Here is a 25,075-nt window from a genome sequence, read left to right as displayed (position 1 = left end):
CCGATCAGTAGCGGTACGGGTTCTCGGGCCGGCGGTCGTAGCGGTTGGGCACGCCGTCGCCGTCGTAATCCCGGCGGCCGTAGCGGCGCTCTTCCCAGTGGCGATGCCGGTGCTCGTAGCGGTCGCGCCCGTGGTAGTAGCCCGGACCGTAGTAGTGCCGCGGAGGCGGCGGCGCATAGTAGTGGCGCGGCGGGGGCGGCGGTGCGGGCACCACGTACACCTGGGTCTGGATGAAGCGGCCGCCGGTCTGGGCCTGTGCCGGTGCGCTGAGTGCAGCCAGCGAGAGCAGGGCCGCGGCGCCGATGGCGTAAGTGAGCTTTTTCATGGCAACTCCCATGGAGTGGTTGGAAGCCCTATCCTCGCGGCCCCATGTGAACGCTTTGTAAGGCTGGAGCGAAATCGGATGAAGAGCTGTAAGCCGCTTTGCGGCCGCCGGTGCCATCCTGCGCGAAGCTCCGGTGCTTCGCAGCCCGGTGGATGGACCTCAGCCGCGCGGCGCAGGCAGCAGCCGCCGCAGCGCCTCGAAGAACAGGTCCGACTGCTCGCGTTCGCCCTGGATCTGCGCCGCCACATGCGCGGCCATCTTGGCGTCCACCGGAACCAGCGGGCGCCCGGTCGATTGCGCAATCACCTGGTGCAGGCTCGCGCGTTCCAGGTAGTAGAGGTCGTCGTAGGCATGCGCAATGCAGGCGCCCGCCACGATCACGCCGTGGTTCGCAAGAAAGGCAATGTCCTTGCCCGCCATGGCGCGCGCGATGCGCTCGCCTTCGGCATCGTCGAGCGCGAGGCCGTTGTAGACCGCGTCGATGGCGATGCGGTTCATGTAGCGCATCGCGTTCTGGCTCAGCGTGGGATCGAGCGCGCGCTCGGCCGTGAGCGTGAGCGCGGTGGCGTAGGGCATGTGGCAATGCAGCACGACCGCGTGGCCCGTGATGCGATGCACTGCGCCATGGATGAAGAGGGCCGTGGGCTCCACGCGGTGGCGCCCCGCGAGCACTTCGCCGTGCACGTCGATCAGCACGATGTCGTCGGCACCGATCTCGCTCCAGTGCAGGCCGCGCGGATTGATCAGGTAGCGGTCCTGCGCGCCCGGCAGCAGTACGCTGAAATGGTTGCAGACCCCTTCGGACAAGCCGTGGTGGGCAGCCGCGCGCAGCGCGAGCGCAAGGTCTTCGCGCAGCTTGCGCACGGCGGGGCTGGCGTAATCTGAATCGGCGGACATCGACGCTCCCTCGTGGACGTTGGAAAGAAGATCTTCTTCAGATGGCGGTCGCGCCGGTGAAGGCCGCGACGAATTTCTGCGCATCGGCGCGCACGGCCGAAGCCTGCTTGCCCGGCTTGTAGAGCGCGGAGCCGATGCCGAAGCCGGCCGCGCCGGCCGCACGCCATTCGGCCATGTTGGCGGGCGTGATGCCGCCCACGGGCATCAGCGGCGTGCCCTGGGGCAGCACCGCGAGCAGGGCCTTCACCACCGCGGGCGATGCGAGCTCGGCCGGAAACAGCTTGAGCCCGGTCGCGCCCGCGGCCAGCGCGCCGAAGGCTTCGGTCGGCGTCAGCACGCCGGGCAGGCAGACCATGCCGAGCCGCACGGCCTCGGCGATCACCTCGGCATTGAAGTTGGGCGACACCACCAGCTCGCCGCCGGCCGCATGCACATAGCGCACCTGCTGCACGTCGAGCACCGTGCCGGCGCCCACCAGGGCCTGCGGAAAGCGCGTGCGCATCAGCGTGATGCTGGCGTAGGGCTTGGGCGAATTGAGCGGCACCTCGAGCAGCCGGAAGCCCGATTCGACGATGGCATCGCCGACGTCGGCGGCCTCGGCCGGCGTGAGCCCGCGCAGGATGGCGACCAGCGGCAGCGCGCGCATCGCGGTTTCGAATTTTTGTTGCGGTGTGGTCATGGCGGATTCCGGTCTGCGTCGAGAAAGCCGGACAGCGCATGCAGCCCGGCCCAGGTGGCTTCGGCGCCGAGCGTGCGCGTGGCGGTGCCGGTGGCGCGCAGCGCCAGGGCATAGCGTTGGGTGAGGGCGGAGGCGCCGATCAGCACGACCTCGCCGGCGGCCTGCAGCGATTGCGTGCGCAGTTCCTCGCCGATCAGCAGGCCCGAGAGATAGCTGGAGAGTTCCGGCGTGGCCATGCGCTCGAACAGCGCCAGCGTGCGCGTGCCGAAGGCGTTGTGCAGCAGGCCGTGGCCGTTCTCGGAGCGCGTCACGCCGTCGAGAAAGGCCGCTTCGTCGAGCGGCGCATCGGCATCGAGCGTGCGCGCAAGAATCGAATGCTGGCTCAGCAGCGCATAGAACTCGCCGGTCATGTAGGTGCGAAAGCCCGCGACGCGGCCCTTCCTGGCCGTGGCCCACTTGTTGTGCGTGCCCGGCAGCACGAAGACGCCTTCGTCGAGGCCGGCGATCGACATGGCACCGAAGATCTGCACCTCTTCGCCGCGCATGACATCGGGAACGCCGTCATGCTCGTCGCGAAGGCCCGGCACGATGGCAATGCGCGAGCCCGGCCGCACGTCGATGTCGATGATGCTGCGGCCCACTTCGACGCGGCCGGCGGGGCAGGCGCAGTACGGCGCCTCGACCCAGCCCTGCTTGCTGCCGGCCATGCCGGAGATCAGGCAGCGCGCGCCTTCGAGGCCCATCCAGTCGCCGAACAGCGCTTCAAAGACCGCGGGGAACCCGCCTTGCGGCACCTTGAGGATGCCGCGCGCATCGCTGCGCTCTTCGAGCACCTTGCCGTCGGCATCGAGCAGTGCGCCGCGCAGTGAACTCGTGCCCCAATCGATGGCGACCAGTCTTGTCATGTCAGTGATTGTCGCGCGGCACGAAGGCCCCGCGGCGACCACGCAGGAAGGCCAGGTCGGCGCCCTGGTCGGCTTGCAGCACCGTGTCGACGTACAGCTTCCAGTAGCCCGAATCGAGCGGCGCCTTGGGCGCGACCCACTTCTCGAGCCGCCTGGCGAGCTCCTCGTCGCTCACATGCAGGTGCAGCTTGCGGTTGGGCACGTCCAGCTCGACGATGTCGCCGTCCTGCACCAGCGCGAGCGGTCCGCCCGCGGCTGCCTCGGGCGCCGTGTGCAGCACCACCGTGCCGTAGGCCGTGCCGCTCATGCGCGCGTCGCTGATGCGGACCATGTCGGTGATGCCCTTGCGCAGCACCTTGGGCGGCAGCGGCATGTTGCCCGACTCGGCCATGCCCGGATAGCCGCGCGGGCCGCAGTTCTTCAGCACCATCACGCAGTGCTCGTCGATGTCGAGGTTCTCGTCGTCGATGCGCTTGTGCAGGTCGTCGGCGCTTTCGAACACCACCGCGCGGCCCTTGTGCACCAGCAGCTCGGGCGTGGCGGCACTGGGCTTGATGATGGCGCCGTTGGGCGCGAGATTGCCGCGCAGCACGCAGATGCCGGCCTTGTCCTTGAAGGGCTCGGCCAGCGGGCGGATCACCTGCGGGTTGTAGTTCTCGGCGTCCTTCACGTTGTCCCACAGTGTCTGGCCGTTGGCCGTGATCACATCCTTGTGCAGGTACTGCGCGATCTCCTTGATGACCACCGGCAGCCCGCCCGCATAGCAGAAGTCTTCCATCAGGAAGCGGCCCGAAGGCTGCAGGTCGACCAGGCAGGGGAGGTCCGAGGCCAGGCGGTCGAAGTCGTCCAGCGAAAGATCGACGCCGATGCGCCCCGCAATGGCCAGCAGGTGGATGACGAGGTTGGTGGAGCCGCCGATGGCGGCGTTGACCTTGATGGCGTTCTCGATGGCCTGGCGCGTGAGGATCTTCGACATGTGGAGGTCTTCATGGACCATGTCGACGATGCGCCGCCCCGCCATGCGGGCCAGCACGTTGCGCCGGCCATCCACCGCCGGGTAGGCGGCGTTGCCGGGCAGGCCGATGCCCAGCGACTCGACCATGCTGGCCATGGTGCTGGCGGTGCCCATGGTCATGCAGTGGCCGTGGCTGCGGTGCATGCAGCTCTCGGCCTCGAAGAAGTCCTGCAGCTTGAGCGTGCCGGCGCGCACCTGCTCGCTCATCTGCCACACGCCGGTGCCCGAGCCCAGTTCCTGGCCGCGCCACTTGCCCGAAAGCATCGGGCCGCCGGAGACGCCGATGGTCGGCAGGTCGACGCTGGCCGCACCCATCATGAGCGCGGGCGTGGTCTTGTCGCAGCCCATGAGCAGCACCACGCCGTCCAGCGGATTGCCGCGGATGCTTTCTTCCACGTCCATGCTCGCGAGGTTGCGGTACAGCATGGCGGTGGGGCGCAAGAGCGTTTCGCCGAGCGACATCACCGGGAATTCGAGCGGAAAGCCGCCCGCTTCGTAGACGCCGATCTTCACCTGCTCGGCGAGCGTGCGGAAGTGCGAGTTGCAGGGCGTGAGCTCGCTGAAGGTGTTGCAGATGCCGATGACCGGGCGCCCGTCGAACTGGTCGTGCGGCACGCCCTTGCCCTTGACCCAGCTGCGGTAGATGAAGCCATCGCGGTCATGGCGGCCGAACCATTGCTGGCTGCGCAGGTCTTCGGGTTTTTTCTTGGGGGAAGTGCTCATCGGGTTGTCTCCGTTTGCGACCGCTTGCGGCCCCAAACCTCAGGGTTTGTCCTGCCGATCGATCATTTCAATCATCATATGATAAGTGCGAAGAGCTTGCCGGACCCTTAGTGTTTTCGAGTGTCGGCATATCAAATTTCACATCACGCACATGATCAAGAACATCCACGGTCGCACGCTCGAGCTGCTCGGCGAAGCTGTCGTGGCCGGCCGCTATGCGATCGGTGCGTCGATCCCGGCCGAACCCATTCTGGGCGAGGAGCTCGGCGTGAGCCGCACCGTGGTGCGCGAAGCCATCAAGTCGCTCGCGGCCAAGGGCCTGATCGTGACGGGCCCCAAGGTGGGCACGCGGGTGCTGCCGCAGGACAAGTGGAACTGGTTCGACCCTGACGTCATCACCTGGCAGTCGCGGGCCGGGCTCACGCCCGAGTTCCTGCGCGACCTGCAGGACCTGCGGCGCGTGGTCGAGCCGGCGGCCGTGCGGCTCGCGGCCGAGCGCGCCAGCCCGCAGGACATCGAGGAAATAGAGCGTGCCTACGCCGGCATGAAGGAAGCCGTGGAGAACGGCGGCGACTACGTCACCTTCGACCTGCGCTTTCATACCGGCCTCCTGAGCGCAGCGCGCAACCGCATGCTCGCGCAGATGAGCAAGGCGCTCAATGCACTGCTTCGCACCAGTTTCGAGATATCGACCAGCAAGCCCGACGGTCCCGCGCTTTCGCTGCCGCTGCATCGCGCGGTGCTCGACGCGGTGATTGCGCACGATCCGGCCAAGGCCGAGCTGGCGGTCATCCGCCTCATCGACGGTGCGCGGCAGGACATCGAAGACGTGCTCGGCTCGTCGCGCCGCCGGCTGCCGCGGCTCGGCCGCCCGCCGCCGCGGCTCAAGGCCCACTAGCCGGGCAGCCCGGGTCCAGGCGCGAGCCGGCGCAGGTTGCCACAGATTTTTTCACCCACGCTCGTGTTCGAGCATTTCCACCGAAAAAAGAAGGAGACACCATGAAAGTCGTCAAGTCGCTGATAGCACCGACGTTGTTCGCGCTGGGGTTGTTGGCGTCGGCAGGTCCCGCCGCCGCGCAGGAAAAGCTCACCGTCTGGTGGGTGAAGGGCTTCTACAAGGCCGAGGACGACGCCTTGTTTGCGGCCATCAAGAAGTTCGAGGACAAGAACAAGGACGTGAAGATCGAGCTGTCGCAGTACCCGATCCAGGACATGATTCCCAAGACCGTGTCCGCGCTCGACTCCGGCAGCCCGCCCGACGTGGCGTATGCCGACGTGTACGACTTCCAGGTCACGGGCAAGTGGGCCTTCGACGGCAAGCTCGAGGACATCGGCAGCGTGCTCGCGCCCATGAAGGACCGCTTCGCGCCCAACACGCTCGAGACGGCCTTCCTCTACAACGACCAGACCAAGAAGAAGGCCTACTACGCGTTCCCGATCAAGCAGCAGACGATGCATATCGAGTACTGGAACGACATGCTCAACGAGGCCGGGTTCAAGGAGTCCGACATCCCCACCGCCTGGAAGGACTACTGGTCGTTCTGGTGCGAGAAGGTGCAGTCCGGCAGCCGCAAGCAGACCGGCAAGCGCACCTTCGGCATCGGCATGCCGATGGGCGTGGATTCGAGCGACTCCTTCTATTCGTTCCTGACCTTCATGGACGCCTACAACGTCAAGCTGGTGGACGACAGCGGCAAGCTGCTGGTGGACGACCCCAAGGTGCGCGCCGGCCTGATCAGCGCCTTGACCGACTACACCACGCCCTACATGAAGGGCTGCACGCCGCCCTCGTCGACCAGCTGGAAGGACCCGGACAACAACGTCGCCTTCCACAACAAGACGACCGTGATGACGCACAACGCGACCATCTCCATTGCCGCCAAGTGGCTCGACGATTCGAACAACGCCTCGCTCACGCCCGAGCAGCGCGAGGAAGCGCGCAAGAACTACACCGAGCGCATCCACACGGCGGGCTTTCCGAACAAGCCTGACGGCAGCAAGATGGTCTACCGCTCAGCGGTGAAGACCGGCGTGGTGTTCAAGGACGCCAAGAACAAGGCGCGCGCCAAGGAGTTCGTTGCCTTCCTCATGCAGGAAGAGAACCTCACGCCGTACGTCGAGGGTTCGCTCGGCCGCTGGTTCCCGGTGACCAAGGCCGCGCAGGCGAGCCCGTTCTGGAAGGCCGACCGCCATCGCCTGTCGGTGTTCAACCAGTACGCCGCCGGCACCGTGACCTTCGAGTTCACCAAGAACTACAAGTTCACCGTGCTCAACAACGAGAACGTCTGGGCCAAGGCCATGAGCCGCGTCGTCACCGACAAGGTGCCGGTGGACAAGGCGGTCGACGAGCTGATCGCGCGCATCAAGACGGTCGCGGCGCAGTAAGCCGCATCCCCAAAACACCTTCACCGGGCCGACTCGCATGAGCTCCACTGCCACCGCCGCGCCATCCCTGGCGCCTGTTGTCAATCTCGGGGCGCGGCACGCGCGCTGGCAGTTCTGGGGCGCGGTCATGGTCGTGCCCTACCTGCTGGTGTTCGTGGTGTTCGTGCTCTATCCGGTGGGGTACGGGCTGTGGCTCGCGCGCCATCCGCAAAGTTACGTCAAGCTGGTCGAAGACCCGATCTTCTTCCGCTCGGTGATCAACACGGCCATCTTCCTGGTCGTGGCGATCAACATCAAGATGCTCGTGGCCCTGGTGCTTTCGGGCTTCTTCGTGACATCGCGCTGGTGGATCAAGATCGTCTCGGCGGTCTTCATCCTGCCATGGGCGATGCCCTCCATTCCCACCATCCTGTCGGTCCGCTTCATGCTCAACCCCGAGTGGGGCGTGATCAACAGCACCATCTTCCGCCTCACCGGCGCGGATGGTCCCAACTGGCTCAACGATCCTTCGCTGGCACTGGCCCTGGCGATGGTGGTGCACGTATGGAAGTCGCTGCCGTTCTGGACGCTGATCCTGGTGGCAGGGCGGCTGGCCATTCCTGCCGAACAGTATGAAGCCGCTTCGGTCGACGGCGCCTCGACGTGGCAGAAGTTCCGCTTCGTGAGCTGGCCCGCGCTGAAGACGCTCTACGTCACGTCCCTCATTCTTTCGATGATCTGGACGCTGGGCGACTTCAACAGCGTCTACCTGCTGACCGGCGGCGGACCTGCCGACCTGACGCACGTGCTCGCAACCTTGGGCATCCGCTATCTGCGGCTGGACCAGGTCGACCTGTCGATGGCATCGATCGTGGTGGCGCTGCCGCTCGTCCTGCCACTCGTCTACTTCATGATGAAAAGGCTCTCGAAATGAGCCCCCACGCTCACCACTTCGTGTGTTCGCTGCCCCCCGGGGGGGCGCTCGCCCTCCTAGAGGCGGCTCGTCGGAGGACGATATGAAACGCTGGACCCCCAAGGCCATAGCGACCGAGGCCAAGCTGCTGCTGATCGGCATTCCGGTGCTGCTCTGGACGCTGATCCCGGTCTACCACATGGTGCTGTTCGCGATCTCCTCCAAGGACTCCGCGACCTCGGGCCACCTGTGGCCCAAGAACCCGACGCTGGACAACTTCCGCATCGTGTTCCAGCAGAAGCACTTCTACCTCGACCACTTCTGGCTGCAGCTGGGGAACTCGCTGCTGATCGCGCTGTCGGTCGGGGCGCTCACGCTGTTCGTCGCAACCACGGCCGCGTTCGCGATCAGCCGGCTGCGCGTGCGCGGCGGGCGCACCGTGATGAACCTGGCGCTCTTCACCTACTTCATTCCCGCGGCCTTTCTTGCCGTGCCCATGTACAAGACCATGGGCAACTACGGCCTGCTCAACAGCCAGTGGGCGCTGATCCTTGCCATGGTGACCATCGCTTCGCCGTACTGCATCTGGGTGCTCAAGCAGGCCTCCGACAAGCTGCCCTACGAGCTCGACGAGGCCGCGCGCATGGACGGCGCCTCGCCGCTGCAGCTGTTCCGCCTGGTGTACCTGCCGCTGATGGTGCCGTCGCTGGTGGCGGTGGGCACCTATTCGCTGCTGCTGGCATGGAACGAATACCTCTACGCCTTCCTGCTGCTGTCGAACGACAGGAGCGTGACCTTGGCGGTGGCGCTCGGCAACTTTCTTTCGGCCGACGATTCGCCGTGGGAGCTGCTGATGGCCACCGGCCTCATCTATGCATTGCCGCCCGCGGCGATCTACTACGCCTTCAAGCGCTACATGGTGGGCGGCCTCACGGCAGGCGCCGTCAAGAGCTGAGCGAACCCTGGGAATAAAAATGGCATCCGTATCCTTTCGCAATATCCAGAAATCCTTCGGCAAGGTCCAGATCATCCAGGGCCTGAGCTTCGACATCACCGATGGCGAGTTCGTGGTGCTGGTCGGGCCTTCGGGCTGCGGCAAATCCACCTTGCTGCGCATGCTCGCGGGCCTGGAGGACATCAGCGGCGGCGAGATCATGATCGACAGCCGCGTGGTCAACGACCTCGAGTCCAAGGACCGCGACATCGCCATGGTGTTCCAGAGCTACGCGCTCTATCCGCACATGACGGTCGGCGAGAACATGGGCTTCAGCCTGCGGCTGCGCAATGCCGAGAAGTCGGTGACCGACGAGCGCGTGGCGCGCGCCGCGAAGATCCTCAACCTCGATGCACTGCTCGGGCGCTATCCGCGCGAGCTGTCGGGCGGCCAGCGCCAGCGCGTGGCCATGGGGCGCGCCATCGTGCGCGACCCCAAGGTGTTCCTGTTCGACGAGCCGCTCTCCAACCTCGACGCCAAGCTGCGCGTGGCCATGCGCGCCGAGATCAAGGCGCTGCACCAGCGCCTGAAGACCACCACCGTCTACGTGACGCACGACCAGATCGAGGCCATGACCATGGCCGACCGCATCGTGGTGATGCACGACGGCATCGTCGAGCAGATCGGCACGCCGCTCGACCTGTACGACCGTCCCGACAACCTGTTCGTCGCGCAGTTCATCGGCTCGCCGTCGATGAACGTGATCGAGGGCACGGTGCGGCGCTCGGGCGGCGAATGCCATGTCGAGGCACATGGCGCGCGCTGGCCCGTGCCGCCGGGCACCTCGGCGCCCGATGGCCAGCCGGTGCACTACGGCATCCGCCCCGGCGACATCACGCTGGGCGGCGGCAGCGGCGTCGATGCGCAGGTGATCGTGGTCGAGCCCACGGGCGCCGAGACCGAACTGCTGGTGCAGGTCGGCGAAGCGAAGCTGGTGCTCGCGGTGCATGGCCGCGTCGACGCGCAGCCCGACCAGACCGTGGGCCTGGCGATCGATGCCAACCGCGTGCACCTGTTCGACCGCCAGAGCGGCCGGCGCATGCCCTGAGCTTCCGGCTCAGTCGGTGCGCAGCCGCAGCAGCGCGCGCACGAAGCCGTGGTCCGAGCGCGAGCGGTCCCGGCCTTCGTGCAGGTGGTCGTTGAAGTAGTCGACCCGGCGCACGTCGCCCAGGCTGCGCCGGCTCGTCGCAACGAACTCCTCGCTCACGAAGATCTGGTCGAGCACGGCCGGAAAGCCCTGGTGGATGTGCGAATAGGCCACGTCCTTCTTGAGTGCCGATTCGCCCTGCATCTCGTAGGCGTTGAACAGCGCCACGTCGCGCGCGGCCTTGTCGTAGGCCACCTCGGAGGTGGCGGCCACCAGCTGCGTGGTGACGCTGTGCGGGTCGTCGTTGAAGTCGCCCATCACCACCAGCGGCGTGTTGGTGCCCTGCAGCAGGTCGATCACGATGCAGCGCAGAGCCGCCGCCTCGACGCCGCGCATGACCAGCGAGCGCAGCGAAGCCATCACGCCGACCTTGCGGTCCTCCCGGTCTTCCAGGGCATGGCCCTGCGCGTCCTGCAGGAACTTCGGCCGCTTGGACTTGAGGTGCACCGTGAGCACGTGCACCTGCTGCCCGTGCTTCATGCGCAGCGTGGCCAGAAGGGGCGGGCGCTCGAAGCGCGTGTGCGGGCCCAGGCCCGGCACCTCGACCCCGAAGCCGGGCGGAAAGTCGACGAAGGAGCGGACCTCGTCCACCTGCAGCCGCGTGGCAATGCCGACCCGAGGCGTGCCCTGTGCGCCCGGCCGTGCAGGCGTGCCCGGCGGGCTCGCGGGCGGCGGCGTGTTCTCCGCGCCCGGGACCGAGACGAAGTCGTAGCGCAGGCCGCTGCGCGCAATGGCCGCCTTCAGCGCGCTCTCGTCCCAGACCTCCTGCACCGCGAGCACATCGGCATTGAGCGCGTGGAAGCGCTCGCCGGTCCAGGCGATCTTGCGTTCGTATTCGCGCTCGTCGTAGGCGTCCTGGTTCTCGTAGTACACCCGGTGCGGGTTCGCGAGATTCAGCAGGTTGCAGGTGGCGACGAAGAGCGTGGCGTAGTTGGGCGGGATGTCTTGCATGGCACGCGATTGTGTCCGCTGCGGCCGGCGCGCGGGAGAGGCCATACCGGCAACGCAAAAGACAAAGGGCACCGAAGTGCCCTTTGTCTTTGTTGCCGGGCAGATGTTCCATCTACCCGCTGCGCCGGTCAGCGCCCGAACGAGCGTCCGCCGCCGCCGCCTGAGCGGTTGCCACCGCCACCGCCGCCGTAGCCGCCGCCACCACCCGAACGGCCACCGCCGCCCGAACGGTTGCCGCCGTAGCCGCCGCCACCGCCGCCCGGACGTCCGCGACCGCGGCCGCCACCCATGTGGTCGACGCTGGTGCGCAGCGGATCCGGCTGGCCGTCGCCGCCGGCGACCGCTTCGGCGCGCAGGTGCGCGACCTGGTTGGCCTGGGTCGGGCTGTGGCTGTTGCCGTGATGGCGCGGTTGGCGCTCGTCATGCGGCAGATGGTTCTGCGGCGCATGGTGCGGTGCGCGTGCCGGGCCTTGCGGTCCGCGGCCTTGTGCCGGGCGGGCGCCTTGGCCGCGCGGGCCCTGGCCCTGTCCCTGGCCGCCGCCATTGGCATTGCGGCCCTGGCCGCCGCCGCCCTGGCCGCCACCGCGGCGTTGGCCGCCGCCGTTGCCGCCGCCACCGCCGGCGCGCTCGCCGCCGCCTTGGCCGGCCTTGTTCTCGCGGATGCGCTGCAGCATCTCGGTGCGGGCAGCCTTGGCGGCCGCCTGCATCACGTCGCGGCTCGGCGGACGGCCGGCGCCGCCCCAGATCGTCTGGCGACCCATGGCGATCGGCTCGGCGCGTTCGCCTTCCTCGGGGCCGAAGCCTTCGACGAACTGCACCGGGATCGTCTGCTTGGTGAAGCGTTCGATTTCCTGCATGAAGCCTTCTTCGTCCATGCAGACGAAGCTCACGGCCTCGCCGCTCGAACCGGCGCGGCCGGTGCGGCCGATGCGGTGCACGTAGTCTTCGCTGACGTTCGGGATCTCGTAGTTCACGACGTGCGGCAGCTCGTCAATGTCGATGCCGCGGGCCGCGATGTCGGTGGCCACCAGCGCGCGGATGTCGCCGCTCTTGAAGCCGGCCAGCGCCTGGGTGCGGGCGCTCTGGCTCTTGTTGCCGTGCAGCGCCATCGCCTCGATGCCGTTCTTGGTGAGGAATTCGGCCACGCTGTTGGCGCCGAACTTGGTGCGCGTGAACACGAGCACCTGGCTCCACTTGTTCTCGTTGATGATGTGCGCGAGCAGCGCCTTCTTCTTGCCGCGGCCCACCGGGTGGATCACCTGCGTGATGCGCTGCACGGTGGTGTTGCGCGGCGTCACCTGGATGCTCTGCGGGTTCTTGAGCAGCGTGGCGGCCAGGTCGCGGATCTCGTCGCTGAAGGTGGCCGAGAACAGCAGGCTCTGCTTTTCCTTGGGCACCAGCGCCAGGATCTTCTTCACGTCATGGATGAAGCCCATGTCGAGCATGCGGTCGGCTTCGTCGAGGATCAGCATCTGGACCTGGCTCAGGTCGAGCATGCCCTGCTGCTGCAGGTCGAGCAGGCGGCCGGGGGTGGCCACGAGGATGTCGACGCCCTTCTTGAGCTTGCTGATCTGCGGGTTCATGCCCACGCCGCCGAAGATCACGGTGGAGTCGAGCTCCAGGTACTTGCCGTAGGTGCGCACCGACTCTTCGACCTGGGCCGCGAGTTCGCGCGTGGGCGTGAGCACCAGCGCACGGATGCCGATGCCGCCGAACTTGTTGGTGGCGCTCGCGCCCGTGCTGAGCTTGTGCAGCATGGGCAGCGTGAAGGCAGCGGTCTTGCCGGTGCCGGTCTGGGCGCCGCCCAGCAGGTCGTGGCCTTCGAGGACCGCGGGAATGGCTTGCGCCTGGATGGGGGTGGGGGTGTCGTAACCGTGCTCGTGCACAGCCTTCAAGATGGCGGGAGCCAGCTTCAGTTCGTCAAAATTCATTGGAAACAATAAGCGCCATACACGGCGCAGTGGCATCGGCCCGCTTGGCGTCTTGTGTGACGCCGAGCCAGTCAAGGCTGATGAAGGTCAGGGGTGGGAGCCGGAAAGTCCGCCCTCGCAAGAGGGTTGAAAGGCGCTTTCTTCGTCCCCGGCAGAGAGCCGGTGTTGCGGGCAACTGGACCCGGCAACGGTGTGTATTGTCGCATGAGTCGATAATCCATGGTTTGCCGCGTCCGAAAGCTTCTTCGGGCGCCCGCACTTTTTCCCCAATTTCCGCTACCCAAGGTAACTATCCACAGATGGCTCAATACGTCTATTCGATGAACCGCGTCAGCAAGACCGTGCCGCCCAAGCGGCAGCTCTTGAAAGACATTTCGCTCTCTTTCTTCCCCGGCGCCAAGATCGGCGTGCTCGGCCTGAACGGCTCGGGCAAGTCCACGCTGCTCAAGATCATGGCGGGTGTGGACAAGGAGTTCGAGGGCGAGGCGCTGCCCATGCCGGGCATGACGATCGGCTACCTGGAGCAGGAACCCAAGCTCGATCCCGAGCACACGGTGCGCGAATCGGTCGAAGAGTCCATGGGCGCGGTGTTTGCGGCCAAGGCGCGCCTCGAAGAGGTGTACATCGCCTATGGCGCCGAAGACGCCGACTTCGACGCGCTGGCGGCCGAGCAGGCCCAGCTCGAAGCCATCATCGCCACCGCCGGCACCGATTCCGAGCACCAGCTGGAAATCGCCGCCGATGCCCTGCGCCTGCCGCCATGGGACGCGAAGATCGGCCTGCTGTCAGGCGGCGAGAAGCGGCGCGTGGCGCTGTGCCGCCTGCTGCTGTCCAAGCCCGACATGCTGCTGCTCGACGAACCCACCAACCACCTGGACGCCGAATCGGTGGAATGGCTCGAAGTGTTCCTGCAGCGCTTCACGGGCACCGTGGTGGCCATCACCCACGACCGCTACTTCCTGGACAACGCGGCCGAGTGGATCCTGGAAATGGACCGCGGCCGCGGCATTCCCTGGAAGGGCAACTACAGCACCTGGCTCGAGCAGAAGGGCGAACGCCTGGCGCAGGAGCAGAAGAGCGAAGAAGCCCACGCCAAGGCGCTGAAGAAGGAACTGGAGTGGTCGCGCCAGAACCCGAAGGCACGCCAGGCCAAGAGCAAGTCGCGCCTGGCCCGCTTCGAAGAGCTGAGCGACATGGAATACCAGAAGCGCAACGAGACGCAGGAAATCTTCATTCCTGTGGCGGAGCGGCTGGGCCAGCAGGTGTTCGAGTTCCACAACGTCAGCAAGTCCTTCGGCGACCGCATGCTGATCGACAACCTGAGCTTCACCGTGCCGCCGGGCGCGATCGTCGGCATCATCGGCCCGAACGGCGCCGGCAAGTCGACGCTCTTCAAGCTGCTCGCGGGCAAGGAAAAGCCGGATTCGGGCGAGGTCGTCATCGGCCAGACCGTGAAGATGGCCTTTGTCGACCAGCACCGCGACGAACTCGCCAACAACAAGACCGTGTGGGAAGACATCTCGAACGGGCTGGACATCATCAACGTCGGCAAGTTCCAGATGGCGAGCCGCGCCTATGCGGGCCGCTTCAACTTCAACGGCGCCGACCAGCAGAAGAAGGTCGGCACGCTGTCGGGCGGCGAGCGCGGCCGGCTGCACCTGGCCAAGACGCTGATCGCGGGCGGCAACGTGCTGCTGCTGGACGAACCGTCGAACGACCTGGACGTGGAAACGCTGCGCGCGCTCGAAGACGCGCTGCTCGAGTTTGCCGGCACCGTGATGGTCATCAGCCACGACCGCTGGTTTCTCGACCGCATCGCCACCCACATCCTCGCGGCCGAAGGCGACAGCCAGTGGACCTTCTTCGACGGCAACTACCAGGAGTACGAAGCCGACAAGAAGAAGCGCCTGGGCGAAGAAGGTGCCAAGCCCAAGCGCATGCGCTACAAGGCACTCAAGTAGGCCTCAGGGTGCTTCGACAAGAGCGCGCGGTTCCGCAAGGGGCTGCGCGCTTTTTTCATCGTCCGCCGCAAACACCTCGCGCGCCGCCGCCAGGCCGTTGAGCGCGGCCGGAAAGCCCGCGTACACCGCCATCTGCATGATGGTCTCGACGACCTCGGTGCGCGTGACGCCGACGTTGAGCGCGCCGTGGATGTGCACCTTGAGCTGCGGCGCGGCATTGCCCATGGCGGTGAGCGCGGCCACCACCGCGATCTCGCGCGAACGCAGGTCGAGGCCGGGGCGCGAGTAGATGTCGCCGAACGGAAACTCGATCAGGAGGCGTGCGAAGTCGGGAGCGATGCCGGCCAGGCTCTCGACGACCTTGACGCCGCCTTCACCGTCGATCTGCTGGAGTCTGGCGAGTCCGCGCTCGTAGCGCAGGTTGTTGTCGTTGCCGTTGTGGCTTGCTTGTGCGTTGGTCATCGCTCGTCTTTCCTTCGGGGGCTGTGCCCGTTGACGAGGGACGCTTCCTGTCGATGGCACGGTAGTGCGCGATCTTCAGCGACAGCGCCTGCATGGATTGCTGCAGCGCCGCCACCTTGGCCTGGACTTCGGCAAGATGCTGTTCGAGCATCTGGCGCCGCTCCCCGACACTGGCGTCCCCCTGGCTTCGAAGCCTGGCGAAGGCCTGCATGCCCTGGATGGGCATGCCGGTCTCGCGCAGGCGCAACAGGAAGGCCAGCCAGTCCAGGTCGGCGCTCGCGTAGCGGCGCTGGCCGCCCGGTGCACGGGGCACCACGGCGATCAGTCCGATGCGCTCGTAGTAGCGCAGCGTGTCGGCCGTGAGGCCGGTGCGCCGCGCGACTTCCGCAATGGTCAGGTGGACTTCCATGGCGGGAATTCTCGAAGTTGGAGCGCGCTCCAAGTCAAGCGCTTTTTGCGGCTTCTTCGGTCGGCGGTGTGCGGGGCGCGAAATCGCCGGGCTGCGGCCAGCGCATCTGCACGCGCCTTTGCACCGTGTGGATGTTGTTGCGCAGCGCATAGAGCTCGTCGGCATACGACAGCGGAACGGCCACCTTGTTGACCACGCGGTCGAGCTCCTCGAGTTCGTCGAGCAGTTCGTCGCGCCCGCCCTGGCGCGCATCGACCTTGGCCTCGATGTCGCGCAGCCGCGCATACCAGCGGAACACGCGGCGGCGCACGCGGAACTGGTAGAGCGGCGGCACCACGCGGCTCAGCGGCAGCATCAGCACCAGCAGGCCGCCGAGCACCAGCCACATGCGCTCGATCAGGTTGCTGGCCCAGAACGGCAGGTAGCGCTGCCAGAACGGCGGCGTGCCGTTGATGGCGCGGTCGCCCTCGGGGCTCACGGGCAGTTCGCTGGTGCGCGTGTTGGGAAAGTCGCGCGCGCGGTTGAACCAGCCGGCGTCGCTGTGCACGCTTTGTGCGGCCTCTGCGAAGAGCTGGCGCAGCGCGGAGTGGGTCTTGTCGCGCGAGAGCAGCGAGGTGGTGGCCGCGAGCAGCGAGACATCCGTGGGCGGCAGGTCCTTCGACAGGTCGACCACGCCGCGCGGCAGCGTCACCGCCGAGAGAAACGGAAAACGCCGCGTGTACGCATCGGCCTGGCCGAAGTCCATGAGCTTGATGTCGGGCGCGCGCAGCAGCCGCTGCACCTGTGGCGACTGCGGCGCCGAGGACAGCACGATGGCATCGAGCAGGCCGGCCTGCAGCGCTTCGGCCGCGGCCGCCTGTTCGAGGTTGGAAAGCAGCAGCGCATCGGGCTCGAGGTGGTTGGCCTTGAAGAGCCTTTCCATGATCTCGGGCAGGCCGCTGCCCGCCAAGTCGACGTTCACGCGCAGGCCGCGCAGCTGGGCGAGCGAAGTCAGCGTGGCCGTCTTGCGGTCGATCTTCTGCGCGCTGTCCGCGCGGTAGAAGAGCCAGATCGGCTCGAAGAACAGGCTGCCGAGGGAGGTGAGGCCGGCTTCCTCGTCGGCCACCGGATCGGCGCCGCCGCCGCGCACGAAGCCCACGTCGGCGCCGCCGCTGCGCAGCAGTTCGAGGTTTTCGGAAGAGCCCGTGGTGGCCTTCAGCTCCACCTCGATGCCGCTGCTCTTGAGCAGCTCGGCATAGCGCTTGCCGAACTGCGAATAGGCGCTGCCGGTGGGGCCGGTCGCCAGCGTCACATGCTTGGGCGGCTGCGGCTGCAGCCACCAGTAGGCGGCAATCAGGAGGCCGATCACGAGGAACACGACGGGACCGGCCGAGGCGATCAGGTCGCGGATCGACAGCAGGATCAACTTCAGTGTCTTGGGCATGGCCATGGGGTACTCAACCTTTCGTTGCGGCGAGATCGGCCGCGCACGGCACGTGCAGCTCGCCAACGGTCACGGAGCGCGCCGCCAGCACCGCGCGCAGGGTGGCGCGCGCCACCGCTTCGGCCGCCATGGTGCCGAGCACGGTCATGCCGGGGCGGGATTCGGCCCCGGGGCCTTCGAGCGGAATGCGGCCGGTGGCCAGCGCGAACAGCGTGTCGCCGTCGCTCATGGTGTGCACCGGGTTGATGGCGCGCGCCAGGCCGTCGTGCGCCACGTTGGCGAGGCGGTTGGCCTGCATCTTCGTCAGCACCGCATCGGTCGCGATCACGCCGAGCGTGGTGTTGGTGCCGGCGAGCAGGGGCTTGGGCAGCTCGCCGCGCAGCAGGGCGCGGCGGGTGTCGAGCAGCGCGCGGCCGTCCTCGGTGCGCGCGCCGGCCACGGGCTGCGCGGTGTCGGGGTCGATCACGTCGCCCAGCGCGTTGACCGCGATCAGCGCGCCCACCGTCACGCCGCCCACGGTGACCGAGGCGGTGCCGATGCCGCCCTTCATCGCGCGGTGCACGCCGAAGAGCTTGCCCACGAGCGCACCGCTGCCGGCGCCCACGTTGCCTTCTTCCGGCGCATCGCGGGTGGCCGCCTCGCAGGCCGCATAGCCGGCGGCGGCGTCGGGGCGGATGCGCGCGTCGCCCATGGGCAGGTCGAACAGCACGGCGGCCGGCACGATGGGCAGGGTGCCGAAGCGCACGTCCATGCCGACGTTGCGCTCCTCGAGCCAGCGCATCGCGCCTTCGGCCGCGGCCAGGCCCCAGGCGCTGCCGCCCGCGAGCATCACGCCGTGCACCTGCTGCACCAGGTTGCCGGGCGAGAGCAGGTCGGTCTCGCGCGTGCCCGGTGCGGCGCCGCGCACGTCGACGCCGGCCACCGCGCCCTCGCGCGCGAGGATCACGGTGCAGCCGGTGGGCCGGCGCGTATCGGAGAAATGGCCGACTTCGATGCCGGCCACATCGGTGATGGCGCCGGCAGACGAAGCAGCGGAAGAGGACGAAGCGGATGACGGAACAGGCATGGCGGCCGATTATGGGACCGCCCCTCTACGATAGGCCCCCATGACAGTTGCAAGAAGTTTCTCCGGCGAGGGCGCGGGACGCCATGTGGCCGTGATCGGCGCAGGCGCCGTGGGCAGCGCGACCGCCATCGAGGCCCTGCGCGCCGGCCTGCGCGTGACGGTGGTGGAGCCCGGCGAACCAGGTGGCCCGCAGGCCACGAGCTACGGCAATGCGGGTTGGCTCTCGTCGCATTCCGTGGTGCCGCCCGCGCTGCCCGGCGCCTGGCGCAAGGTGCCGGGCTGGCTGGCCGATCCGCTGGGGCCGCTCGCGCTGCGCTGGCGCCATCTGCCGCGGGCCTTGCCCTGGCTGCTGCGCTACCTGGCCTCGGGCTGGACCGAGGCGCGCGTGCAGCGCACGGCCGACGCACTGCGCACGCTGCTGGCCGATGCGCCGGCGCTGCATGCCCGGCTCGCCGCCGAGGCGGGGGTGCCTCAGCTCATCGAGCGGCGCGGCCTGCTGCATGCCTACCGGTCGCGCGAGGAATTCGAGGGCGATGCGCTCGGCTGGCGCGTGCGCGGGCGCACCGGCGTGCACTGGGAGGAATGGCCGGCGGCCGAACTGCGCCGGCGCGAGCCCGACCTGGACGCGCGCTACACGCTCGGCATCTTCGTGCCCGAAGCCGGGCACTGCCGCAATCCCGGTGCCTATGTGGCGGCGCTCGCCCGGCACGCGCAGGAGGCCGGCGCGCAGCGCGTGGCGGCGCGCGCCACCGGCTTTCGGATCGAGGGCGGGCGGCTGCGCGCGGTGCGCACCGATGCCGGCGAGATCGCCTGCGACGCCGCCGCCATCTGCGCCGGTGCGCGCTCGGGCCCGCTGGCCGCGGCGGCCGGATCGCCGGTGCCGCTCGAATCCGAGCGCGGCTACCACGTGGTCGTCGAAGGCGCTTCGGTGGGGCCGCGCACGCCGACGATGGTGGCCGACGGCAAGCTCATCGCACACTGGATGGACGGCGGCCTGCGCGCGGCCGGCCAGGTCGAGATCGGCGGGCTCGATGCCGCGCCCGACTGGCGGCGCGCCGAGATCCTGCACCGGCACCTGCTGTCGATGTTTCCGGCGCTGGCCGCCCAGGCGCCGCAGGCGGTGGCCGTGAAGCACTGGCTCGGCCACCGGCCCAGCCTGCCCGACGGGCTGCCGTGCATCGGCACGTCCGCGGCCAGCGCGGACATCGTGCTGGCCTTCGGGCATGGGCACGTGGGCCTGTGCGGTTCGGCGCGCACCGGCAGGCTCGCGGCGCAATTGCTCGCGGGCACCGCGCCCGAGACGGCGCTGGCGCCTTTCGATCCCGCCCGCTTCGGCTGACGCGCGGCGCGTTCTTCCTCAGCGGTAGCCCTGGTAGACGCGGCTGCCGCCGTCGGCCAGCACCAGCAGCACGTCGTAGGGATCGCGCCGATCGCCATAGGCGGCGCCGTCCATGCCTGGCGATCCCACCGGCATGCCGGGCACGGCGAGGCCGATGGCCTTGGGCTTTTCGCGCAGCAGCCGGTGCACCTCGCGCGCGGGCACGTGGCCTTCGAGCGCATAGCCGCCGACCAGGCCGGTGTGGCAGGAGCCCAGCCTGGCGGGAACGCCGAGCCGGGTGCGCGCGGCGCTGTTGCCGTCGTCGTGCACGCGGGTGGCGAAGCCGTTCGAATTGAGGTGCTTCACCCAGTCCTGGCAGCACCCGCAGTTCGGGTCTTTCCAGATCTCGACCATCGGCGCGGCGGCCGATGCGGCCAGCGGCCATGCCGCCGTGGATGCGAGCGCGAGCAGCGGGGTGGCGCGCAGAAGGATGCGTCTTTGCATGGCTTGTTTCTCCTCAGGACGGAAGCTGCGCGCGGGCCTTGTCGGCCCACGCCTGCAGGTTGTCGAGCAGGTCTTTCTGGCTGAAGGAACAGCTCTCCTCGCTGAACAGCGCGCTCGATTCGAGCCGGTCGAGCAGGTTCAGCAGCACCTCGCCATAGCGCGGCGGCAGGGCAGCGAGCAGTTCGCTGCTCGCACGCGCCTCGTTCGAAAGTGTGGCGACCGATCCGCCGCCGCCCTGCAGCGCCGCGATGCCGCCGCCGATGGCGTCGAGTTGCCGTGCGGCGGTGCTCATGACGAAGCCTTTCCGGGTGGCGGCAGCGAGAGGCCGCGTTCGCGCATCAGGTCGCGCAGCACATCGGGGTAGTCGGTGATGAGGCCGTCCACGCCCCAGTCCATCAGCCGCAGCATGTCGGCGCGCTGGTTCACGGTCCAGGGCAGCACCTTGAGGCCGAGGCCTTGCGCTTCCTTGATGGCGGGCCGTGTCAGGTCGTTGTAGGCCGGCGACCAGATGACGGGCCCGCCCGCCGTGCCGGCCGCGGCCTTGACCAGCTGCGGCGTCGAAGCGAAGTCGGCCGCGTCGAGGCCGGCTGTCCAGCGGCTGTCCTTGAGCGTGCGCGCGGAGCTCAGATAGGCGCGCGGCAATTGCGGCGCAAGCTGGCCGACCAGCGCGAGCGTGCGCCAGTCGAAGCTCTGGATGGTCACGCGGCCGCCCATCTGCGCCTTGTCGATCTCGGCGAGCAGGGCGCGCACCATCGGCTCGGGCGCGGCGGTTTCCTCGGTCTTGGTGGGGTCGACCTTGGTCTCGATGTTGAAGCGCACCGTGGCCGCCGCGGCGCCGCGTGCGCGCACGTGGTCGAACAGCGCGGCCAGGGTCGGAATGCGCTCGCCGTCGCGCGGCAGCTGCAGCGCGAACTGCTTGCCGTAGTTGCTCGCGGGGTTCAGCCGGCCGACGTCGTAGCTCTGAAGCTGGGCCAGCGTCAGGGAGCGGACGGTGGGGCCGGTCTTCGATGCGAGCCACGCACCGTTCGCGTCGCGCGTGTGGTCGGCATTGAGCGCGGTGTCGTGCGAGATCACGACCACGCCGTCGGCCGTGAGCCCGATGTCGAGTTCAAGCGTGCTCACGCCCAGGTCGATCGCGTTGGAGAAGGCCGCCAGCGTGTTCTCGGGTGCAAGGCCCCGCCCGCCGCGATGCGCCTGCAGGTCGAAGTGCTGCTTTGCCGTGGGGAGAATGGCCGCGCAGCCCGCGACCAGCAACGCGGCGGCAAGCAGTGGGAGTTTCATTTCAGCTGCACCTTGATGCCGTCGTCCTGCACCGTGATGTCGCCGATCTCGTAGGTCTTGCGCCCCACCGTGAGTTCTTCGGCCGTGAAGCTGCGCAGCACCTGCCCCTGCAGCAGCTCCTGCGCCACCACCGCGCCCACCTGCTGCAGGCGTTCCGCATCGCGGCCCTGCACGCCCTGCAGCTCGAGGCGCTCGGCCTTGGGATGGTCCAGGCGCAGCGCGCGCGCCGCGGCGTCGTAGCGCAGCGCGCTGCTGACCGAGACCACGCCCTGTACCGGCGAGGCGGCCAGCAGGGGGCTGGCAATGGTCAGCGTGGCCGTGATGGCCGCGCGGTTGCCGCGTGCGTCCAGGCCCAGCTGCGGGTCGCGCAGCCCGACCATGAAGATCTCGGCATAGCGTTCGGCCACCGGAAAGCGCTTGGCGATCTGCGCCTGCAGTTCGTCGCGCGTGGCGGTGTATTCGCTGGTGAAGAAGTTGAAGCCGGCCAGCGCGGCAAGCGGCACTTGCAGGGCCGCGGCGCCGCACAGCGCGCGCAGCATCCAGCGGCGGGAGGTGGTGAAGGGCAGGGAGCGGATTTGCATACTCCTCGGAGCTTGCCACAGCCCGCGAGGTTCCGGCCAGTACGGCCTCCGGCCGGCGCGCTGGGCCCATGCTGCTATGCGAACAGGAAAATCTCCTACGCGGCGCCGCCGCCCGGCACGCCACGGTCGAGGCTGCGGAACAAAAAGACCAACGATGCAGGGCACGACGCGAATCGGAATTTCTGGCTGGCGCTATGCGCCATGGCGCGGCCGCTTCTATCCCAAGGGGCTCCCGCAGCGGCTCGAGCTCGACTTTGCATCGCGCATGCTGCCCACCATCGAGATCAACGGCTCGTTCTATTCACTGCAGCGCCCCGTGTCCTACCAGGCATGGCACGACGCGACGCCCGAGGATTTCGTGTTTGCGGTGAAGGGGCCGCGCTACATCACCCACAACCTGCGGCTCAAGGAACCGCGCGCCGCACTGGCCAACTTTTTTGCCTCGGGCGTGTTTGCGCTGGGCGCCAAGCTCGGGCCCATCCTCTGGCAGCTGCCGCCGTCCTTCGCCTACGACGCCGACCGCCTCGAGGAATTCCTGGCGCTGCTGCCCAGGGACGGCCGCTCCGCCCTCAAGCTCGCGCGGCAGCACAACGAGAAGCTCAGCGACGAGCGTGCGTTGCTGAAGGCGCCCGCAAAGCTGCGCATCCGGCATGCGGTGGAAGTGCGCCATGCCAGCTTTGCGAACGCGGAGTTCATCGCGATGCTGCGCCGCCATGGCGTCGCGCTGGTGGTGGCCGACACGGCGGGGCGCTGGCCGCTGCTTGAAGACCTGTGCGCCGACTTCGTCTACATGCGGCTGCATGGCGACAAGGAGCTCTACGCGAGCGGCTACGACGATGCCGCGCTCGACCGCTGGGCCGAGCGCATCGATGCCTGGCGCCATGGACGGCAGGTGAAGGATGCAAGACTGGCCGTGCCTTCGCGCCGGCTCTCCGGCCGCAAGGGGCGCGACGTGTTCTGCTACTTCGACAACGACGTCAAGGTGCACGCGCCCTACGACGCCGCGCACCTGGCGGCCCGGCTCGGCGTGGCCACCGGCCTGGGGGAGGACGACAACTTCGAAGCGCCGCCGGACATGGCCGTGCGAAAGCCGGCGCGTGCGCGCTCAGGCCGCACGTAGCGCGGCGCCCGCGTACCGCTTCAGTCGTGCAGCGACGAGAGAAACTGCTTCAGCTCGGCCGTCTGCGGATTGCCGAAGATGTCGGCCGGTGGCCCCATCTCGTGCACGCGGCCCTGGTGCATGAAGATGACGCGGTCGCTCACCTTGCGCGCGAAGCTCATCTCATGCGTGACCATCAGGAGCGTGATGCCTTCGTCGGCCAGCGACTCCACCACGCGCAGCACCTCGCCCACCAGCTCGGGGTCGAGCGCCGAGGTGATCTCGTCGCACAGCAGCACGGCCGGCTCCATTGCCAGCGCGCGGGCGATGGCCACGCGCTGCTGCTGGCCGCCCGAGAGCTGCTCGGGCATGGCGTCGAATTTTTCGGCCAGGCCCACGCGCTCGAGCAGCTTGCGCGCCTGCGAAGCCGCCTCCATGCCGCTGCGCTTCTTCACCAGCGTGGGGGCGAGCATCACGTTCTTGCCGACCGTGAGATGCGGAAACAGGTTGAAGCTCTGGAAGATCATGCCCACGCGCTGGCGCAGCTCGCGCATGGCCATGGCGCTCTCGTGCAGCAGGGGCTTGCCATCGACCGTGAGCGAGCCTTCCTGGAACACCTCGAGCCCGTTGATGCAGCGCAGCAGCGTGCTCTTGCCCGAGCCGCTCTTGCCGATGATGGCGATGACCTCGCCGCGCTTCACCTCGAGGTCGATGCCCTTGAGCACCTCGTTGGCGCCATACGACTTGCGCAGCGCGGTCACGCGCACGATCGGCGCGGCAAAGGTCTGGGATTCAAGCACGGCGGCCATGGGATTTCCTCTCGAGATTCTTGGCGTACAGGCTTACCGGGAAGCACAGCACGAAATAAAGCAGCGCCACGCAGCTGAACACCACGAAGGGCTGGAAGGTGGCGTTCGAAATCATGCTGCCGGCCTTGGTGAGTTCGACGAAACCGATCACCGAGGCGAGCGCCGTGCCCTTGATCACCTGCACCAGGAAACCCACCGTCGGCGCGATCGCGATCTTCACCGCCTGCGGCAGGATCACGTGGCGCATCTGCTCGCTGAAGCTCAGCGCCAGGCTGCCCGAGGCTTCCCACTGGCCCTTGGGAATGGCGGCCACGCAGCCGCGCCAGATCTCGGTGAGGAAGGCGCTGGTGTAGAGCGTGAGCGCCACGCTGGCCGCGGTCCACGCCGACACGTCGATGCCGAACAGCGCAATGCCGAAGTAGGCGAGGAACAGCTGCATCAGCAGCGGTGTGCCCTGGAACAGCTGCACGTAGAGGCCGACGGCGCGGCCCATGGCGCTGCCGCCGCGCAGCCGCAGGAACAGCAGCAGCGCGCCCACCAGCCCGCCGCCGATGAAGGCGATGAGCGAGAGCACGACGGTCCAGCGCAGCGCCATCAGCAGGTTGCGCAGGATGTCCCAGAGAGAAAAATCGACCATGGTGTTGGCGTCCTGCGTTCAGCGGCCGAAGAAGAATCTCGGCCCGGCCCAGTTGAGCAGCCTGCGCAGCGCAACGGCCAGCGCCAGGTAGAGCAGCGTGGCGACGATGAAGGCCTCGAAGGCGCGGAAGTTGCGGCTCTGGATCAGGTTGGCCGCGTAGCTCAGCTCCTCGGTGGAGATCTGCCCGCACACGGCCGAGCCCAGCATCACGATGATGATCTGGCTCACCATGGCGGGCCACACCTTCTTGAGTGCCGGCGGCAGCACCACGCGGGTGAACACCTGCACCTTGTCGAGCGCCAGGCTCACGGCCGCCTCGATCTGCCCCTTGGGCGTGGCCTCGATGCCGGCGCGGATGATCTCGGTGGAATAGGCCCCGAGGTTCATCACCATCGCAATGATCGATGCCACCTCCGGCGTGAGCTTGACGCCCGCCGCGGGCAGCCCGAAGAAGATGAAGAACAGCTGCACGATGAAGGGCGTGTTGCGGATCAGCTCCACATAGCTGCCGACCACCCAGCGCAGCCACGCCGGCCCGCTGGCGCGCGCCCAGGCGCAGGCCACGCCCACGGCCATGCCGATGACGGTGGCGATGGCCGTCAGGCCGACCGTCCACGCGATGCCCTTGGCGAGCAGCCGCCAGTCGACGAGAACAGCACCGAAGTCGAATTCCATGGCCGC

Annotated in this window: 26 protein-coding genes; 8 read left to right on the top strand and 18 right to left on the bottom strand. The window is 68.0% G+C overall.

Going from position 1 to position 25,075, the window contains the following annotated elements; genetic code table 11:
- Positions 1-4: 4 nt before the first annotated feature.
- The 5 genes from AC1DMS_RS16375 to AC1DMS_RS16355 form a co-directional block, all read right to left on the bottom strand.
- Positions 5-325, bottom strand: coding sequence for a hypothetical protein (locus AC1DMS_RS16375; protein ID WP_478181400.1), 321 nt, complete (start codon positions 323-325; stop codon positions 5-7).
- A 159-nt stretch (positions 326-484) separates the two neighbouring features.
- A complete protein-coding gene (locus tag AC1DMS_RS16370) occupies positions 485-1,222 on the bottom strand; it encodes an aldolase (RefSeq protein WP_018905521.1) in 738 nt (245 codons plus the stop codon).
- Between the two features lie 37 nt (positions 1,223-1,259).
- Positions 1,260-1,901 carry a 2-dehydro-3-deoxy-6-phosphogalactonate aldolase gene (locus AC1DMS_RS16365; RefSeq protein WP_436311354.1) on the bottom strand — a complete coding sequence of 214 codons (642 nt, stop codon included), beginning with the start codon at positions 1,899-1,901 and terminating at the stop codon, positions 1,260-1,262.
- Complete coding sequence (locus AC1DMS_RS16360) at positions 1,898-2,806, bottom strand: 2-dehydro-3-deoxygalactonokinase (protein ID WP_062366221.1); 909 nt, start codon at positions 2,804-2,806, stop codon at positions 1,898-1,900. The genes AC1DMS_RS16365 and AC1DMS_RS16360 overlap by 4 nt, the downstream gene beginning before the upstream one ends.
- A gap of 1 nt (position 2,807) precedes the next feature.
- Positions 2,808-4,544 carry an IlvD/Edd family dehydratase gene (locus AC1DMS_RS16355; RefSeq protein WP_015866467.1) on the bottom strand — a complete coding sequence of 579 codons (1,737 nt, stop codon included), beginning with the start codon at positions 4,542-4,544 and terminating at the stop codon, positions 2,808-2,810.
- 151 nt (positions 4,545-4,695) lie between these two features.
- On the opposite strand from AC1DMS_RS16355, the gene AC1DMS_RS16350 reads away from it, so the two are divergent.
- The 5 genes from AC1DMS_RS16350 to AC1DMS_RS16330 all read left to right on the top strand — a co-directional run bounded on the left by AC1DMS_RS16350 (position 4,696) and on the right by AC1DMS_RS16330 (position 9,863).
- Complete coding sequence (locus AC1DMS_RS16350) at positions 4,696-5,442, top strand: FadR/GntR family transcriptional regulator (protein WP_478181399.1); 747 nt, start codon at positions 4,696-4,698, stop codon at positions 5,440-5,442.
- A 101-nt stretch (positions 5,443-5,543) separates the two neighbouring features.
- Entirely contained in the window at positions 5,544-6,929 is a 1,386-nt protein-coding gene (locus AC1DMS_RS16345) for an ABC transporter substrate-binding protein (RefSeq protein WP_307596258.1), read from the top strand.
- Between the two features lie 37 nt (positions 6,930-6,966).
- Positions 6,967-7,842, top strand: a complete 876-nt coding sequence (locus AC1DMS_RS16340; RefSeq protein ID WP_018905526.1) for a carbohydrate ABC transporter permease — start codon at positions 6,967-6,969, stop codon at positions 7,840-7,842.
- Positions 7,843-7,924: 82 nt separating this feature from the next.
- Positions 7,925-8,776, top strand: a complete 852-nt coding sequence (locus AC1DMS_RS16335; RefSeq protein ID WP_015866463.1) for a carbohydrate ABC transporter permease — start codon at positions 7,925-7,927, stop codon at positions 8,774-8,776.
- A gap of 19 nt (positions 8,777-8,795) precedes the next feature.
- Positions 8,796-9,863: an ABC transporter ATP-binding protein gene (locus tag AC1DMS_RS16330; RefSeq protein WP_015866462.1), complete on the top strand. Its 1,068-nt coding sequence runs from the start codon at positions 8,796-8,798 to the stop codon at positions 9,861-9,863.
- A 9-nt stretch (positions 9,864-9,872) separates the two neighbouring features.
- Here AC1DMS_RS16330 and AC1DMS_RS16325 read toward each other — a convergent pair whose 3' ends face one another.
- Entirely contained in the window at positions 9,873-10,913 is a 1,041-nt protein-coding gene (locus tag AC1DMS_RS16325; protein WP_062366225.1) for an endonuclease/exonuclease/phosphatase family protein, read from the bottom strand.
- Positions 10,914-11,041: 128 nt separating this feature from the next.
- Positions 11,042-12,844 (bottom strand): DEAD/DEAH box helicase, encoded by a 1,803-nt coding sequence (locus AC1DMS_RS16320; protein WP_418145749.1) that lies wholly within the window; start codon positions 12,842-12,844, stop codon positions 11,042-11,044.
- 299 nt (positions 12,845-13,143) lie between these two features.
- Here AC1DMS_RS16320 and ettA point away from each other — a divergent pair, with 299 nt between their 5' ends.
- Entirely contained in the window at positions 13,144-14,805 is a 1,662-nt protein-coding gene (ettA, locus tag AC1DMS_RS16315) for an energy-dependent translational throttle protein EttA (protein ID WP_015866459.1), read from the top strand.
- A gap of 3 nt (positions 14,806-14,808) precedes the next feature.
- Here the strand turns inward: ettA and AC1DMS_RS16310 are convergent, their stop codons facing one another.
- From AC1DMS_RS16310 to AC1DMS_RS16295, 4 genes are read right to left on the bottom strand one after another with little or no spacing between them, the layout of a single operon-like run.
- Positions 14,809-15,267, bottom strand: coding sequence for a carboxymuconolactone decarboxylase family protein (locus AC1DMS_RS16310; protein ID WP_478181398.1), 459 nt, complete (start codon positions 15,265-15,267; stop codon positions 14,809-14,811).
- Positions 15,179-15,676, bottom strand: a complete 498-nt coding sequence (locus AC1DMS_RS16305) for a MerR family transcriptional regulator (protein WP_478181397.1) — start codon at positions 15,674-15,676, stop codon at positions 15,179-15,181. Before AC1DMS_RS16305 ends, AC1DMS_RS16310 begins: the two co-directional genes overlap by 89 nt.
- 34 nt (positions 15,677-15,710) lie before the next feature.
- The gene (locus AC1DMS_RS16300) at positions 15,711-17,105 is read right to left on the bottom strand and encodes a TAXI family TRAP transporter solute-binding subunit (RefSeq protein WP_478181396.1); all 1,395 of its coding nucleotides are present in this window, start codon (positions 17,103-17,105) and stop codon (positions 15,711-15,713) included.
- A 7-nt stretch (positions 17,106-17,112) separates the two neighbouring features.
- A complete protein-coding gene (locus tag AC1DMS_RS16295) occupies positions 17,113-18,165 on the bottom strand; it encodes a P1 family peptidase (protein ID WP_478181395.1) in 1,053 nt (350 codons plus the stop codon).
- A gap of 40 nt (positions 18,166-18,205) precedes the next feature.
- Between AC1DMS_RS16295 and AC1DMS_RS16290 the strand changes: the two genes are divergently transcribed.
- The gene (locus AC1DMS_RS16290) at positions 18,206-19,504 is read left to right on the top strand and encodes an NAD(P)/FAD-dependent oxidoreductase (RefSeq protein ID WP_478181394.1); all 1,299 of its coding nucleotides are present in this window, start codon (positions 18,206-18,208) and stop codon (positions 19,502-19,504) included.
- A gap of 18 nt (positions 19,505-19,522) precedes the next feature.
- Here AC1DMS_RS16290 and AC1DMS_RS16285 read toward each other — a convergent pair whose 3' ends face one another.
- From AC1DMS_RS16285 to AC1DMS_RS16270, 4 genes are read right to left on the bottom strand one after another with little or no spacing between them, the layout of a single operon-like run.
- Positions 19,523-19,987: a DUF411 domain-containing protein gene (locus AC1DMS_RS16285; RefSeq protein WP_478181393.1), complete on the bottom strand. Its 465-nt coding sequence runs from the start codon at positions 19,985-19,987 to the stop codon at positions 19,523-19,525.
- A gap of 13 nt (positions 19,988-20,000) precedes the next feature.
- Positions 20,001-20,279, bottom strand: coding sequence for a hypothetical protein (locus AC1DMS_RS16280; RefSeq protein ID WP_478181392.1), 279 nt, complete (start codon positions 20,277-20,279; stop codon positions 20,001-20,003).
- Positions 20,276-21,268 carry a glycerophosphodiester phosphodiesterase gene (locus AC1DMS_RS16275; RefSeq protein WP_478181391.1) on the bottom strand — a complete coding sequence of 331 codons (993 nt, stop codon included), beginning with the start codon at positions 21,266-21,268 and terminating at the stop codon, positions 20,276-20,278. The genes AC1DMS_RS16280 and AC1DMS_RS16275 overlap by 4 nt, the downstream gene beginning before the upstream one ends.
- On the bottom strand, positions 21,265-21,849 hold the full coding sequence (locus AC1DMS_RS16270) for a YceB family lipoprotein (RefSeq protein ID WP_369663166.1): 585 nt from the start codon (positions 21,847-21,849) through the stop codon (positions 21,265-21,267). Before AC1DMS_RS16270 ends, AC1DMS_RS16275 begins: the two co-directional genes overlap by 4 nt.
- Positions 21,850-22,003: 154 nt before the next feature.
- On the opposite strand from AC1DMS_RS16270, the gene AC1DMS_RS16265 reads away from it, so the two are divergent.
- Positions 22,004-22,969 (top strand): DUF72 domain-containing protein, encoded by a 966-nt coding sequence (locus AC1DMS_RS16265; RefSeq protein WP_278875789.1) that lies wholly within the window; start codon positions 22,004-22,006, stop codon positions 22,967-22,969.
- 20 nt (positions 22,970-22,989) lie between these two features.
- On the opposite strand, the gene AC1DMS_RS16260 is transcribed toward AC1DMS_RS16265, so the two are convergent.
- From AC1DMS_RS16260 to AC1DMS_RS16250, 3 genes are read right to left on the bottom strand one after another with little or no spacing between them, the layout of a single operon-like run.
- Positions 22,990-23,757: an amino acid ABC transporter ATP-binding protein gene (locus AC1DMS_RS16260; RefSeq protein WP_018905539.1), complete on the bottom strand. Its 768-nt coding sequence runs from the start codon at positions 23,755-23,757 to the stop codon at positions 22,990-22,992.
- Positions 23,741-24,394, bottom strand: a complete 654-nt coding sequence (locus tag AC1DMS_RS16255; protein ID WP_015866448.1) for an amino acid ABC transporter permease — start codon at positions 24,392-24,394, stop codon at positions 23,741-23,743. Before AC1DMS_RS16255 ends, AC1DMS_RS16260 begins: the two co-directional genes overlap by 17 nt.
- Before the next feature lie 18 nt (positions 24,395-24,412).
- The gene (locus tag AC1DMS_RS16250; RefSeq protein ID WP_015866447.1) at positions 24,413-25,069 is read right to left on the bottom strand and encodes an amino acid ABC transporter permease; all 657 of its coding nucleotides are present in this window, start codon (positions 25,067-25,069) and stop codon (positions 24,413-24,415) included.
- Between the last annotated feature and the right edge of the window lie 6 nt (positions 25,070-25,075).

This window comes from Variovorax sp. 05T418 (assembly GCF_056396385.1).
This window is presented reverse-complemented; position numbering and strand designations above follow the sequence as displayed.